Here is a 13,729-nt window from a genome sequence, read left to right as displayed (position 1 = left end):
CTAGCGATTGAGTATTTGCCGCAAGCGTTCGGTGTCGATCTTTCCCGGACGCGTGAAGGCTTCAAATGACGCGCGACGGCTGGTCAACCAGCGTCGCTGCAGTCCTTCGGTCTGTGCCAGCGATGCCAACGCTGCTTCGGACGGATCAAGCTGGAACGGTCGGCCCGCAAGGCGATTTCGTTCATTAATGAAAGCGGCCAGTTGGTCGCTGAGGGCCGGATGACCGGGATCGATGTCGATTCGGAGGTCCGGTCGCGATCCGTCCACCAGCCGTTGAAGTTGTTCCTGCGTCACATCGCACCGATTGATGCGGATTCGCTTCAACACTTTCGCATCGATGGCGGCATCGATCAATTCATCGGTCAGCGTCAGTCCGGAAACGTCCAGCATCATGACGACCGCACCGTGCAGCGTGGGGATCAAATCGCCGACGTTGGCGTCGGTGTCACCGACGTGGATGTATTGGAGGTCACCCAGGTTGGACAACAGCCGGCTGGACCGTTTGTCCAGCGAAACGCCGTTGATCGACAGGCTCCGCAGATTGGGCAATCCAGTCGCCCAGCGCAGCGTTCGGTGACCGATTTCAGTGTCACTTAGATCCAAGTGCTGGATCCGTTCGATGCCATGCCAGTGATCAGCGACATCGTCATCGACGTCGGATCCGGGAACGTTCAAAACCGTCAGTTGTCGGAACAGGCCGACCTTTCGCAAGCGGTCCTTGCTGATACCCGAATAGGCCAAAGTCAATTCGTCCAGTCGTCGACAATCCAGCAGTTGATCGAACACATCGTTGGAAAGCGTGGGACCGCCGCCGGCGAACCAGCGTAGTTTCCGAAGACCTTTGAATCGACAATCTTTGGGCCAGACACCACCGACGGCAACGCCCTGCAATGACGGCGCGTTGCGAATGTCCAACTTGCGTGGCGAATCCAGCATCAGCAAGGACGATCGCAGTTTAGGGGCGTCCACGATGGTGACCTGGCGTGGTTTGTCGATGACGGAGGTCATCATCAGTTCCAGTTGGTCGTTGGACACGATGCGAATGTCGGACGAATCGTAAAGATTGACGCCAATGGATTGAGCCTTGGGGAACGTCTTCAGCATCCAAGACAAATCTTTCTTTTCCAGCGGACAGCGATCCAACAGAATCTCGTCCAAGCGTTCGCCCATGGGCGCAAGAGATTGCACCTGAGCAAACGTGATGTCCGATCGAGCAAAGTCCAGCGATCGGATGCCCTGGTTTTGGTTCAGCGGTTGTAGGTCGAGATCCGAAAGCGACATGCCTTCAAAGCACAGTCGCGACGGACCTTCACACCGACCCAAGTCATCGATCATGCGTTGACGTCGTTCTTTGGCGATCGGTTGCGGAGTCAGCATGCCGAAACCGGTGACGATCTGACCGCCAAGTTCCAGAGACTTGATCGACGTCAGGCCTTCGATTTTCAGCGACTGTAGATTCAGTGCGCTACACGAAATGTGTTCCAGTGATGGAACGTCTTTCAGCCTTAAGTTTCGCACCCAAGTCATGTCGGGAATGGAATCATGGACTTTGATGTAAATGAACAGGTCGCCGATTTCTTCACCAAACGCGGCCAGTCGCGGCAGGTTTTCAAAATCCAGGTCATACTTTTGAAAACGATCCAGATCCAATTTGCGAAGGTTGGGGCAGTTGCGAATGACCAATCGCAGCGGCGTGTGATTCCGGACGGTACGATCGCGATCGATTTTGATGCGTCGCAGCGAATCCCAACCGTCGATGACCAGGCTGTCGGTTTGACCGATCGGGGGCCGGGACAGTTCCAGGACCTCAATGCGCTGCGGCAGGGCAAGGAAATTGGAAACCGTTTCCAATCGCAATGGCGTGCGTGAAAAGTTCAGCCGCACCAATTCGTTCAAACGACGCAGGGGCAACAGGTGTTCGTGCCCGACATTGCACTTTTGAAAGTCAAGCTGTTGCAACTGGGGCAACGTTTGCAGGAAGACCATCGATTCGGGGCGCAGGTCGTTTCGTCGCAAACGGATGGCGGACAATTCGTGATGACCGGCCAACTGTCCCAGCAGGCTTTGGTCGTAAGTTTCGCCGCTGATGTCCAACGTCCGTAACGTCGGCAACCGGGTGATTTGTCGAACCAGTGGATCGTCGGGCGCGATGACGTCGACGGCAATGACGCGGCGGAACAGTGGCAAGAACCCGCTGGGAATCCGCTGGGCGATGGTTTCGGGCAAGATGCAGGATCGGTAACAGTCGCCGCCCTTGGCAAAAACCCCTTGGGCCACACGATGGTGTTGGTAACTGGTCCATCCGGTTCGTGCGGCACAGATGCCGATGAATACTAAAATTCCGGCGACCATGATCCGGTCCAAGCGTCGACGCAAGCGACGGGGATCATCCGAACGGATCATCGCGCGGTGTCGATACCAAGTGAATCCGCCCACCAATGCGGCCATTGCCAAGACGACGGCGATGTCGGTCGACAACGCGGCAAGGGACCACCAGCGCGTGCGGGACTTATCGTAGCTTTCGTGTTGGATCAGATAACGGACCGGCCACCCGGCCATGATTCTGGGCCGCGGGGATTGAAGTGGCAGCAAGTCGTTGCTGGTCCCGCGCCGCATCCACTGGGGATCTCGGTCGACGTAGCGATGGGGCAGGTTGACCACGACCAGCGCCGTCACGGTCAAAGCGACAAACAGAAGCGCATTGGCGATCGATTTGCGTTGATTCATCGCGTCTTAGGTTGCCCGTTATGAGATCAGAATTTGAAAAGTCTGACGGCGGCAACGATCGCGATTTCGGAAACGTTGCGCCGGATCAGGTCGTGTGTTCTTTGCCGTCCAGGACGGCCGCCTCGCAAAGTTGACGATGGACGGTGCCCGCCCAGTCTCGGTTGGCCGCCGGTGATGCGGGGCTGGGGTGTAAGATCCGAACCAATGACCAAGGGGTCGCGGAATCGGAACCTTTGGATACGTCTGATTTTGCGAGATCGTCGCGACACCGTTTCACGCAGGCTTCGGCGAACGTGCCGACCGCGACGACGTAACGGGGCCGCAGGATGTCCAAGACCTCGCGCAGGTGCTGGTCACAACATTGCTGCAGCGGTAACCGTTCGCCGACCGGCAGCTTGTCAGGGGTTCGATTACGGCCGCCCGATTCCATGAAGACCAGCGGGCAATAGTTGGTCACAAAGTGTTCGTCAAAGAACCGCTGGGCGGTTTGAAATTGGTCGCGGAAGTATCCCCATAGACGTCGACCGCTGACTTCGCTGCGGGGACAGTCGAAGCCTTCGACGGGACGCTTGGGGTTTTCAAGCGTCGGACGATCGACCGGTTCGTTGATCTTCAAAAAATCTTTGACCAACTGGATCTCTCCGAACGGTACGCCGGTTTGGGCCATGCCCCAGGGTCCCGGGTTCATCCCCAAAAACACCGCATTGACATCACCCTTGGGGGCCATTCGTAAATAGGCTTGGTGCGACTTCCAAGCGTAACGCAAAGGATTGTAGATGTGGGTCACCGGGGGTGCGAAATTCAACCGGTCGACTGCATCACGAAGCCGGTCGGCGGCATCGATCAGGGCGCGGCTGCGGGCGTTGGTCCGTGGCATCGTCAAATCAAAAGGTGGGTGGAAAAGGTGGCCGGGCAAGGTCGACGCTTTGGCATCCAAGGGTTAGACGCCCAGGTATTCTTCGATCGCTTCGAACATGATTTCACTGGACCCCTGGCGACCGGTCCAGATTTGCAAGCAAGCGTTCAACGATCCGACCAACGCCTCGGTCCAGCCGATCAATTCATAGCCACGTTTGCGAAGCGTGTCCGATTCGGGATGGCCTTGCCGGGAAAGGTCAAACACCACAGTGGGTTCGGTCGGTTCGGGCCAGGCATCGGCGTTCAGGCGTGAAACGATCGCGTCGCCGGTGGATGACCAATCCGGAAGGACGATCACACGGCTTTGCGGTAAACGTTGGTTCGACGCGGGGTCATCCAAGTGCCGCTGGTGATGGTGGATGACCCAGATGCTGTTGGCCGCGTCGTCACATTGCCGAAGGGCGACCGCCATGCATTCGCGAAAAAACAGACGCTTGCGATTGGCACCCACCAGTTGGTCCGGTGTGTCGTCGCACCGCCAGAGGCAATCGCATCGCGTCGCGATCGATCGAGTGGCTTGGTCGGTGATCGCACCGATGTCGATTGCATCGCTGGGCGGTTGATCCGTCCCCGCTTTGTCCTCTGGGCCGGAATTGTTGGCGTGCGAATCAGGACCAGGTGGCTGGACGTTCGCAGGTTCGCCACCGTGGTGCGGGTCGTTTTCTTGAATGGAATCCCATCGACCGGCGTGGGGACTCAGGCGGTCGTCCAGCCAGACGCCGGTGAATCCCAGGACACGCAGCCCCGACAATGCTGTGGGCAAATCGTCGGGGGTGACGTCAAATGAATGCAGCCGGCAATCCAAACCGAGTGCCGCGATGGCACGGCTGAGCGCCAACGGGGCGGGGTTGCCGGCAATCGGATGACCGAGCAGGGCGATGACGGGTTCGACGCTTTCATCCATGTCGGCTGAACAGGTGAGTCACGAAAGGCGATGCAAAGAAGTTTCAATCCTAAAACCGATCGGGCCGACCCGCCGGACGATGGTGACGACGGACCGCCACGGCCATCGGCCGGACGGTGGACGGGGTGCATGTTTGCGTTCGTCGCATTGATCGCCACCGCGTCGACGTGGTGGTTGGTTTCCGATGCGTCTTCGACGCGATGGCAATCCGACGGCGACCGCGATCGATACTTGGTCATGGTTAACGGTTTGTATTATGGGGCCTTCAGCGGATTTGTCTGGTGGTCGTCTTGTTGGCGTCGTGGTCTGGCCCGTTGGACGATGGTGGCGGCGGCGGTCGGCGGATGTGCGGGCGTGCTGGCAATGCAAAGCGGTCGGCCTTGGATGATGTACGTCGCGTCGCTGGTCGGGCTGGCCGCCGTCCAAAGTTTCGTGTTTTGGTTCACGCGGGTTCCCACTTGGCGACCACGTGAATCACGTGCGGCGGTCGACGTGCAGTATCGGATCGCCGATTTGGTCGCACTGACCGCCGCGGTTGCGATCATGATCACCACGCTGCGTGCCTTTTATGTTTTGCTGGCCGATGCCGATTTGGGGCGATCGCTGCGAATTCGAATCGGCGTCCCGGCCGACCAATATTGGACTTCGATTCGGCACGTTTTGGCCGGATGGTGCGTTGTCTGGATTTGGTTGCCAATTTTTTCGGTTTTGATCGGAAAGACAGTATTGGCCACCCGTGCGTTCACTTGGATCGGTGGCGGTGCGGCGGCGACGGCCTGGTCGGTGCTGGCGCTGTTCGTCTTGTCATGGTTGCAGGTACAAGTCGGCGGCCGTCCCCCAGAATTGTCCAGCATTTATTGGGGTGACTATGCGACCTTTGCCGTTCTGTACGCGACATCGGTGGCGGCGATCGCGTTGTCCGGGCGACTGGACAACGAAGTCGCGGGTGGAATGATGGGTGCGGCGCCGAATCATCGGCGGATGAAACAAACGGAACAGGAAAACGATGCCGATGAGCAAGGGTGACCATCTTTTTGTTTGGCGGTTCGATTGCGTGGTGCCGTACCAGCATCATGCGATCGACATGGGTGACGGCACGGTGGTGCACTACTGCGGTGATGACCACAGCACGGCTCGGCCCTGGGGCGGTCGGCTGGACCATCGCATCCGACGCACCCCGATGGATCGATTGACCGTCGGCGGCAAGAGCAAGATTCACATCGTCGAATCGGCATCGGATTCCCAGCGTGATCTAATCGTCGGCCGAGCGATGCAGCATTTGGGTGAAGCCGAATACTGTTTGGTGTTCCGCAATTGCGAACACTTTGCCCGTTGGGCATCGACCGGGCGGTGGGAAAGTCGGCAGGTCGATGCGATCGTCGAACGCGGCGGTTCGGTTGCCGCGAAGACAGCGGTGTCGATGGCGAAGCATCTGGTGCGTGGGCGTCTGACCGGACGGCTGCATCCGGCGACGTTGCTGGGGGATGCGGCACAGTGGGCAACCGAAGCGGTGGGCGGCCATCTGGGCTTGCGTGACCAACGTCTGCGGCGTGGTGTCGGCCGTGGATTGAACTTGGCGACCACGGTCGGGGTCAGCGTGGCGGCGGGCCCGGCGGCGGCGTTGGCTGCCGGTGGGATGTGGGCTGTCGGCGAGGTGGGTGCGATGGGCTGTCGACGTTTGATGGCGGATCGGCGTCGTCCGGTGGTCAAAACCGTTGCGGTGAAGCCTTAGCTGGCCCCCCACCGGGTTCGGCCCGGAATCGATCGCCGCCGATTGCCGTTTGCAGGTTGTGGTCAGGGTTCGCCGTCGGCGCAATGAGAAACCCCGCACCAAAGGGAATCTTTGATGCGGGGTTCGTGGTTTTGATCAACGCCGATGCGGGTCGGCGTTGATGATCTTCATCTGCGATCAGTTGCAGTTGGTGCAACCGGCACCGGTCGCCATCGGAGCGGCTTGGATGACAGCACCTTCGGTCATGACCGGGGCACTTTCAACAACCGGAGCGGCCGAACCGCAGCTGCTGCATCCACCCGCGGCGGCACCGGCGTCGTAGCTGCTGCCATAGCTGGCACCGCTGCTGTAGACCGGGACTTGAACCGTGGTCGGAACTTGCTTGCAGACCGAAACTTGGACTTCCTTCATCGTGGTGACGGGGACACACACGCTGTAGGTTTCCGGCACTTCTTCGGTCACATCGTCATAGACGGTGACGTTGTAGGTGCGGGTGCGGGTTTCCGGAACCATGACGGTGTAGGAAACTTCGCGGGTCTTCTGTTGGGTTTCCATCCGAGTCAGGTTAACCGTCCGCGTGCGGGTTTCGGTCGTCATCGTCGTTTGGGGAACCATACGAGTACGGGTTTCGGTACGGGTCTTGGTGACCGGAACTTCACGCGTACGAGTTTCCGTGACCATCTTGGTGACCGGAACCATCTTGGTGCGGGTTTCGGTGCGATAGTTGGTGACGGTGTAATCTTGAGTCCGCTCTTCTTGACGGCACTTTTGCACCGAAACCGTACGCGAGCGTTGCTCGGTGGTCATTTCGGTGTAAGGCACGCTGCGAGTGCGGGTTTCGGTACGGTACTTGGTCACGTTGACCGTACGCGAGCGTTGTTGCGATTCCATCACGGTGTAAGGAACTTCGCGGGTGCGAGTTTCCATACGAGTGCGTTGAACCGGAACTTCGCGGGTGCGGGTTTCGGTCTTGCACAGGGTGACGGTGTAGTCACGCGTACGAGTTTCTTGACGGGTCTTTTGGACTTGGACCGTACGAGTCTTTTGCTCGGTGCGGTACTTGGTCACGTTGACCGTGCGGCTACGGGTTTCGGTACGGCACTTTTGAACCGGAACCATACGGCTCTTGGTTTCGGTGACGTAGTTGGTGACCGTGTAGCTGTAAGGAACTTCGACGGTTTGTTGTTGGTACGTGGTGACCGGAACTTCTTCGGTGACCAAGTTCGGGACGTAGACCTGACGGTAGGTGACCGTCGGGCCGCAGGAAGCACCAGCGGCGACACCGCCACCGACGACTCCACCGCATCCGCCACCACAGCTGCTGGCTGCAGTGCCGCATCCGCCACAGCTGCTGACCGCTGCGCCACATCCGCCGCCGCAGCTGCTTGCAGCTTCGCCGCATCCGCCGCCACAGCCGCTGCCGGCTGCAACACCACCAGCGTAACCGGCACCGGCGTCAGAGACGACGGCTTGGCACTGGTAGCTGCCCATGTCCTTGGTGACGGTCTTGGTCGTTTGAACCGGAACACACTTGGTTTCGGTGCGAACGCCCGTCTTGGTTTCTTGAACCGGGACTTGGACGGTGTAGGTTTGTTCCACTTGTTCAGTGTAAGGAACCTGAACGGTGTAGCTTTGTTCGACTTGCTCGGTGTAGGGAACCGAAACCGAATAGGTTTGTTCAACCGACTCGGTGTAAGGCACGTTGACCATGTAGGTCTGTTGGCGAACTTGCTGGTAAGGGACCTGAACCGTGTAAGACTGGGTGACGGTTTCGGTGTACGGGACGCAAACTTGGTACGTCTGGGTACGCGTCTTGGTCACCGGAACGTTGACCGTGTAGGTCTGTTCCACTTGCTCGGTGTAAGGGACCTGAACCGTGTAGGTTTCTTCACGGGTCTTTTGAACCGGGACTTGGACCGTGTAAGTCTGTTCGACTTGCTCGGTGTACGGCACGTTCACGGTGTACGTACGAGTCTTGGTTTCTTGGTAGGGAACTTGAACGGTGTAGGTTTGCTCGACCTCTTCGGTCTTCGGCACCTGAACCGTGTATTCCTGCGTGGTCATTTCCGTGTAGGGCACGGTGACTTCGTAGGATTGTTCCACTTCCGTGGTGACCGGAACTTGAACCGTGTATTCCTGTTCCTCGGTGTAAGGAACAGCAACCTGAACGTCGTAAGTTTCGGTACGGGTTTGAGTTTGCGGCACGTTGACGGTGTAGTCTTGCGAGCGGGTTTCCACTCGAGCGACCTTCTTCGTAACCGTCTTCATGCGGGTTTGCGTTTGACGCTGGTACGTCGTCGTCGGGACCATACGGGTCTCGGTGACGTACTGCGAACGCATCACGGTTTGCGTTTGGTACGTAACGGTCGGGCCACAAGCGCCGGCCGAGCCGCCACCTGCAACAACAGCACCGTCGACGGCACCGGCAACGGCGACCGAGCCGGTGCAGGCGGAACCGCTGTCGCAGCCGCCACAATCACCGCATCCAGCATCGGCAGTAGCGGCGAACATCAGCGCCGCGGCCGAGCCGAGAATGCTTTTCAGCACAAAGGCTTTCATCAATAGGACCTCCAAAAAGTCTCACAGCCCATGGGGCAACAGAAGAAATACGAGGGGACTTTAACGGCTGCGTATTCTGGGTGGATTCCCCACCCGCGTCGTAACCTTATTCATTGGCATGGGGGTGTCAACGATTTGCCAAGCGAAAATGGGCGATTCAGGGAAGAAATAACGACCTGCGATTCTTCCTGTCATGCCATTCCCGAGGGGACACGCTAATCTGGGGTGCAAGGGTCGCCTGATCAGGCTAATTCTGATCGGACGCCGCCTCGGGATTCCCAAAGTCGGTGTGGCTATCGTGACTCCCGTCACACCTCGCTGCGGTCCCGATCCGGCGGTCACCCGCCGAAAGTCTCGCAACGAGATTCCGGGCGCCGCTGCATCGATACAGCCGTGCTGTCGCAAATTGACGGCACCCGAATGGAAAACAGAAGGGGCCGATTCGATGACGCTGTCGACCCGATAATCTGTCAATCTGGCAAAGCGTAATCGCGTCTAACAAACCGCGGTGAACCGCTAAAGATTTCCCAGTCTGCGGCCGAGGCCCAGTCTGCCGAGAGCCGCAAAACCAGCCTGCCGATGCGACTGGGACAACCCGCGACAGCGGGCCGAGAAAATTCTGAGAAGGCTGCCCGGAGGTGCCGCTATCCCTTAAGGATTTGATGGTTGCCGCCACGGGTCGTTAGGGCGTGGCTTTTTCACGTTGGCTCCATCGCCACGGGTCGCACAGGCAAGTCTTGAGCACCGCCGTGCAAAGACCTGGCGAAATAACTGTTTTATGTCGTGTCGCTTTGGGCTAGTTTTTGTCGAACAAAGAATGGCCGTTCTTCGACTGGAATCAGAATGGGGACGTCTCGCCTAAATCCGCGTCCTTGAAAGTGGACCGAGAATTGCGTCAGTCAATTCGCGGTTCACTGATGGGGTGACTGTTTCATCGACCCGGTTTCGGCCGGAACGGTGGGTTCGGGGTGGCGTTCGCGACGATTTCTGACGCCGATTCCGGTCCCACCGGAGAAGACGGACGACCAGGGGTGAAACGAATCCAGGGGCGCACGATTTCATCGTCAGAAGGCGGTGGATGGGGCCGTCGCGGACGGGTGATGCTGCTACGGACACGAACGTGTCCTGGTTCGCTGCTCCGATGCCTGCCATTCAATTTCCGGTTTTCACGGGTGGGGAAGATCGATGTCTCAATTCGACGGGTCGAATTCAGATCGCGGCGGTCAGCGACCAGAGTCGTCGACGCCCAGGCTGATTTGCATCGGAGATCCCTCGCTGGCTCCGGCAACGCACGACAGCCTGGATGTGGTACCGGTTCGTTCCGCTTCCGAAGCGTTTGACGAACTGGAATGCGGCGATGTGGTGGGCATTTGGATCGCTCGCGACCAGTTGCCCCAGATCGGCGAGGTGCGCGGTATCGCACAATCAGGCGCGATGTTGCGCGATATGCCCGAAGGCGTCGCCCTGTTGGACGCGGACATGCGCGTCTTGTGGGCCAACCGCCGGCTGTTGAAATGGGCCGGGCGGGACGAGCAGACCCCGATGGGGATGAACTTCTATGCCCTGTTGGGCGAACCCGAAATCATGGGACCGGATTTTTGTCCGTTCCACACGGCTCTGGCCATCGCCGATGAAAGCAACAGCACGCTGCACACGGCCGACAACCGCTATTTCCAGGTCCACGCGGCACCGATCCACTATCCGGATGCAACCAAGCAGCTGATCGTCACCGTCGGCGACATCACCGATGAAATCATGCAGCAGCAAAAGCTGGCTGCGATCCACCAGGCCGGGCGTGAATTGGCCGACATTCGGCCCGCCGAAATTTTCATGATGGAAGTCGACGAGCGGATCGAGCTGCTGAAGGACAACATTCGGCACTACTTGAGCGACTTGCTGAATTACGAGTTCATCGAAATTCGGCTGCTGGAACATGCCACCGGCAATCTGATGCCCTTGTTAAGCGTGGGCATCGACCAAGAAGCGGCCGACCGCAAATTGCTGGCTCATCCCCAGGGCAACGGCATCACGGGATACGTGGCGGCCACGGGCGTCAGTTACATCTGTGCCGATGTGGTCAACGATCCGCTGTTCATTCCCGGCGTGCAGGGATCCCGCAGTTCGCTGACGGTCCCGCTGATCTTGCACGACCAAGTGCTGGGCACGCTGAACGTGGAAAGCCCCGAACCCCATGCGTTCGGCGACACGGATCTGCAGTTCTTGGAAATCTTTGCCCGCGACATCGCACTGGCTCTGAACACGCTGGAATTGCTGGTCGCTCAAAAAGCCAACACCGCCCAGCAAAGCTGTGACGCGATTCACAGTGCCGTGGCGATGCCCGTCGACGAAATCTTGAACGACGCGGTCAACCTGATGGAGGACTACATCGGGCACGGCGGCGAAATGGCCGATCGGCTGCGTCGGATTCTGCAAAACACCCGCGACATCAAACGCACGATCCAACAGATCGGTCAAAAGATGACGCCGCTGGAAGCGGTGCCGGCCGGATCGCGTTCGCCACAGGACGAAGTGCTGCGGGGGCAACGCGTGTTGGTCGTCGACGCCGACGAAAAGGTCCGCGAAGACGCCCACCAGTTGCTGGAACGATACGGATGCATCGTCGAAACGGCGTCCAAGGGCGACGAAGCGGTGCTGATGGTTCGCGGTCTGGGATCGGGCGAATCGTACGACGTGGTGATCAGCGATATCCAGTTGCCCGATTACAGCGGTTACCAGCTGATGTTGCGGTTGGGCGAACGGATGGATCGCGTGCCGATGATTTTGATGCAGGGGTTCGGTTACGACCCGGGGCACAGCATCGTCAAGGCGCGGCAAAACGGGCTGCACCCCAAGGGTGTCCTGTACAAGCCGTTCCGACTGGACCAGCTGATCGATGTGGTCCGGACGATCCTGTTGGCCAACCAGCCGGAATTGGCCGAAGGATGCGGCGACGCGGCAACCGACGAAGCAAAGAAGCAGCAGAACGAAACCAGCGGCGCCAGCTGATCCACCCCGCGGCGGTCTTGGACGACCGCGTGGTCTCGCCCACCGATGTCGCGATCTGAGTCAGCCCCCTAGCGGGTTTCCATTTGCTGGATGTACTGGCGAAGACGTTCCAGTTCGTCGTTGACGTCCTTCAGCTTCAACATGTTTTCGACACGTTTCAGCAGTTCGACTTTATTGACCGGCTTGGTCAGAAAGTCGTCCGTCCCCGCGGCGACCGCACGTTCGATGTCGCCCAATTCGTTCAGCGCCGTGACCATCAAGATCATGATGCCGCTGGTGGCCGCATCGTCTTTGATCTTGCGGCACACTTCGAACCCGCTGAGCTTGGGCATCATCACGTCCAGCAGGACCAAATCCGGCCCAAACGCGGCGACCTTGGCCAACGTGTCTTCACCGTCGACCGCGGTTTCCAGGTCACAGTCGACGCCCACCAAGTAGGCTTCCAGCAATTCGCGGTTCGCCGCATTGTCGTCGGCGATCAGAATCCGATTCACTTTTCGTTTTCCCTTCCGGTACGGATCAGCCGACCACTTCGGCCACGGCTGCACGACCGGCGGGGACGGGGAAGCTGTCGCACAGTTCTTTGATTTCGCTGCGGATCGATTGATGGACCGACGCATCATCGCTGTTGCGAAGGGCTTTATCGATCCAGCCGCCGATGCGACGCATTTCGTCCGGTCCCATGCCGCGGGTGGTCAGGGCGGGGGTGCCGATGCGGATCCCCGACGGGTCCATCGGTTTCCGCTCGTCAAACGGGATCATGTTCATGTTGACCGTGATGCCGCATTCGTCCAGCACCGCTTCGGCCTTCTTGCCGCCCAGACCGGCGGTGGTCACGTCGACCAACATCAGGTGGTTGTCCGTTCCGCCGCTGACCAACCGCATGCCGGTGGCGGTCAGGGTTTCGGCCAAGGCCTGAGCGTTTTCGATGATGCGTTTGCCATAAACCTTGAAATCATCCGCCAAAGCTTCGGCAAAGCAGACCGCTTTGCCGGCGACGACGTGCATCAGCGGACCGCCTTGGGTGCCGGGGAACACGTTGCGGTTGACCAGTTTCAGGTGCTCTTCTTTGCACATGATCAGACCGCTGCGGGGGCCACGCAGGGTTTTGTGCGTCGTCGTGGTGACGTAATCGGCAAACGGCACGGGGCTGTTGTGAATGCCGGCGGCGACCAGACCCGCATAGTGGGCCATGTCGACCATCAACTTGGCACCGACATCGTCGGCGATTTGTTTGAATTTGTCGTGTGGGATTTCACGCGGGTACGCGCTGGCACCGGCCACGATCAGCTTGGGCTTGTGTTCCTTGGCCAGCGAGGCGATTTGGTCGAAATCCAAACGGTGGTTTTCGCGATCCACGCCGTAGCTGATGAAGTTGTACAGCCGGCCGCTGATGTTCAGCTTCATGCCGTGGGTCAGGTGCCCGCCCTGGGCCAAATCCAGTCCCAGGACGGTGTCGCCGACATCCAGGCAACTCAGGTACACCGCCGCGTTGGCTTGTGATCCGCTGTGTGGCTGGACGTTGGCCGCTTCGGCCCCGAACAATTCCTTGGCCCGATCGATGGCCAGATTTTCGACGACGTCCACATGCTGGCAACCGCCGTAGTATCGACGTCCGGGGTAGCCTTCGGCGTACTTGTTGGTCAACACGCTGCCGACCGCCTGCATGACCGCGACGCTGGTGTAGTTTTCGCTGGCAATCATTTCCAAGCCGTCCTGTTGGCGGACCGCTTCGGCTTCGATGGCTTCCCAGACTTGCGGATCTTGCTGCTGCAGCAAATTCATAAAGTTTGATCGTGGGACGGAGTTCGGGATACGGATGGAGGACCGCCACGCGGGGCGTCACTACTGGACGAACCGATTGTCGATTGCCGGCCTTAACC

The 13,729-nt window shown here is 59.1% G+C and carries 9 protein-coding genes; 3 read left to right on the top strand and 6 right to left on the bottom strand.

The genetic code is table 11. From position 1 onward, the window contains the following. From Mal65_RS25725 to Mal65_RS25715, 3 genes are all read right to left on the bottom strand, one after another. Positions 1 to 2,727 carry a hypothetical protein gene (locus Mal65_RS25725; RefSeq protein ID WP_145304310.1) on the bottom strand — a complete coding sequence of 909 codons (2,727 nt, stop codon included), beginning with the start codon at positions 2,725 to 2,727 and terminating at the stop codon, positions 1 to 3. Positions 2,728 to 2,812: 85 nt separating this feature from the next. Then, positions 2,813 to 3,604, bottom strand: coding sequence for a single-strand selective monofunctional uracil-DNA glycosylase (locus Mal65_RS25720; protein WP_145304308.1), 792 nt, complete (start codon positions 3,602 to 3,604; stop codon positions 2,813 to 2,815). Positions 3,605 to 3,667: 63 nt separating this feature from the next. Further along, positions 3,668 to 4,549: a hypothetical protein gene (locus tag Mal65_RS25715; RefSeq protein ID WP_145304306.1), complete on the bottom strand. Its 882-nt coding sequence runs from the start codon at positions 4,547 to 4,549 to the stop codon at positions 3,668 to 3,670. A gap of 129 nt (positions 4,550 to 4,678) precedes the next feature. Here Mal65_RS25715 and Mal65_RS25710 point away from each other — a divergent pair, with 129 nt between their 5' ends. Beyond that, positions 4,679 to 5,575 carry a hypothetical protein gene (locus Mal65_RS25710; RefSeq protein ID WP_145304304.1) on the top strand — a complete coding sequence of 299 codons (897 nt, stop codon included), beginning with the start codon at positions 4,679 to 4,681 and terminating at the stop codon, positions 5,573 to 5,575. Then, positions 5,556 to 6,281, top strand: coding sequence for a lecithin retinol acyltransferase family protein (locus tag Mal65_RS25705; RefSeq protein WP_145304302.1), 726 nt, complete (start codon positions 5,556 to 5,558; stop codon positions 6,279 to 6,281). Before Mal65_RS25710 ends, Mal65_RS25705 begins: the two co-directional genes overlap by 20 nt. A gap of 177 nt (positions 6,282 to 6,458) precedes the next feature. On the opposite strand, the gene Mal65_RS25700 is transcribed toward Mal65_RS25705, so the two are convergent. Next, a complete protein-coding gene (locus tag Mal65_RS25700) occupies positions 6,459 to 8,840 on the bottom strand; it encodes a hypothetical protein (RefSeq protein WP_145304300.1) in 2,382 nt (793 codons plus the stop codon). A gap of 1,185 nt (positions 8,841 to 10,025) precedes the next feature. Here Mal65_RS25700 and Mal65_RS25695 point away from each other — a divergent pair. Next, a complete protein-coding gene (locus Mal65_RS25695) occupies positions 10,026 to 11,846 on the top strand; it encodes a response regulator (RefSeq protein ID WP_145304299.1) in 1,821 nt (606 codons plus the stop codon). A 68-nt stretch (positions 11,847 to 11,914) separates the two neighbouring features. On the opposite strand, the gene Mal65_RS25690 is transcribed toward Mal65_RS25695, so the two are convergent. Further along, positions 11,915 to 12,340: a response regulator gene (locus Mal65_RS25690; RefSeq protein WP_174820196.1), complete on the bottom strand. Its 426-nt coding sequence runs from the start codon at positions 12,338 to 12,340 to the stop codon at positions 11,915 to 11,917. 25 nt (positions 12,341 to 12,365) lie between these two features. After that, on the bottom strand, positions 12,366 to 13,631 hold the full coding sequence (gene glyA / locus Mal65_RS25685; protein ID WP_145304297.1) for a serine hydroxymethyltransferase: 1,266 nt from the start codon (positions 13,629 to 13,631) through the stop codon (positions 12,366 to 12,368). Between the last annotated feature and the right edge of the window lie 98 nt (positions 13,632 to 13,729).

The organism is Crateriforma conspicua (assembly GCF_007752935.1).
Taxonomy (GTDB): Bacteria; Planctomycetota; Planctomycetia; order Pirellulales; family Pirellulaceae; genus Crateriforma; species Crateriforma conspicua.
The sequence above is the reverse complement of the archived record's forward strand: the minus strand, read 5'-3'. Positions and strand labels throughout refer to the sequence as shown.